The organism is Dechloromonas denitrificans, assembly GCF_001551835.1.
Lineage (GTDB): Bacteria > Pseudomonadota > Gammaproteobacteria > Burkholderiales > Rhodocyclaceae > Azonexus > Azonexus denitrificans.
Map to the genome: position 1 here is coordinate 1 of NZ_LODL01000025.1, position 880 is coordinate 880.

Genomic DNA, 880 nt, shown 5'->3' on the forward strand with positions numbered 1-880 from the left:
ACGTCGACCAGCGGCGTCATGTTGATTTCCGCCGTCGGCATCTGGTGGCTTTGCGAATTGAAACTGCCCATCGCCATTTAGGCCACCTCCGCCGCGGCACGGGCGCGCATCGGGTGAATCTGGGCGCTGTTGGCGGCAAACGGCTTGCCGATCGCGACCAGGGCGTGGTAGATGCCCCAGACGGTGCCGAAGAGGCCGACGAAGGGGGCGGTGGCGCCGGTCGTCGCCAACAGGGTCAGGCCGTTTTCCATGCCGGCCTGGGTGCCGGACAGTTGCTGGCGCAGGGCGCGTTCCATCTGTTCGGCCGGGTCGAAGCGGGAAGCGAGGCGGCCGGTGACGGCTTCGCATTCATGGTTGCAGCAGTTGGCCTGTTCGGCCAGCTGGGCGTAGGGGCTGTCGGCGCCAGCTTCGCGCAGGCGCTCGATGCCTTCGCCGACGCTGGTCGCCGCCCAGAACTTGCCGACGGCCTGCGCGGCGCGGCGCATCGTCCACCAGTCCCAGGCCTTGGCCAGGATCAGGTACCAGCTGGCAATCGACATGAGGGCGAGAATGACCGCAACGCTGTGCGAAATGGCATCGCCACTGGCCCACAGGTGGGCAAAACCGAAGGCGTTTTGCGTCGTTTCCTGAATGTTTTCCTGCATTTTTATTGCTCCAATTTGAAAATGATGGGGACCAGGACCCAGCTCTGGACGGCGGTGTCGCCGCGCTTGGCCGGTATGAATTTCCAGTTGCGAACGGTTTTCTGGGCCGCCTCGTCGAGACGGACGCTGCCCGAGGAGGTCTTGATGTCGACACTGTCGGCGGTGCCTTGCGGATTGACCAGGACGCGCAGGATGACCTTGCCTTCCTCGCCCATCCGGCGCGACAGCGGCGGGTA

Annotated in this window: 2 protein-coding genes; both read right to left on the bottom strand. The window is 64.8% G+C overall.

Annotation, left to right across the window (positions count from 1 at the left end; genetic code table 11):
* Window positions 1-77: 77 nt before the first annotated feature.
* Window positions 78-644, bottom strand: coding sequence for a MotA/TolQ/ExbB proton channel family protein (locus AT959_RS14755; RefSeq protein ID WP_240481855.1), 567 nt, complete (start codon window positions 642-644; stop codon window positions 78-80).
* A gap of 2 nt (window positions 645-646) precedes the next feature.
* On the bottom strand, window positions 647-880 hold a 234-nt coding region (locus tag AT959_RS14760), incomplete at its 5' end, for an energy transducer TonB (RefSeq protein ID WP_157651324.1).

Excerpts from the sequence above, each read along its gene's own strand:
- AT959_RS14755 (WP_240481855.1), bottom strand. The coding sequence starts at position 644 with ATGCAGGAAAACATTCAGGAAACGACGCAAAACGCCTTCGGTTTTGCC.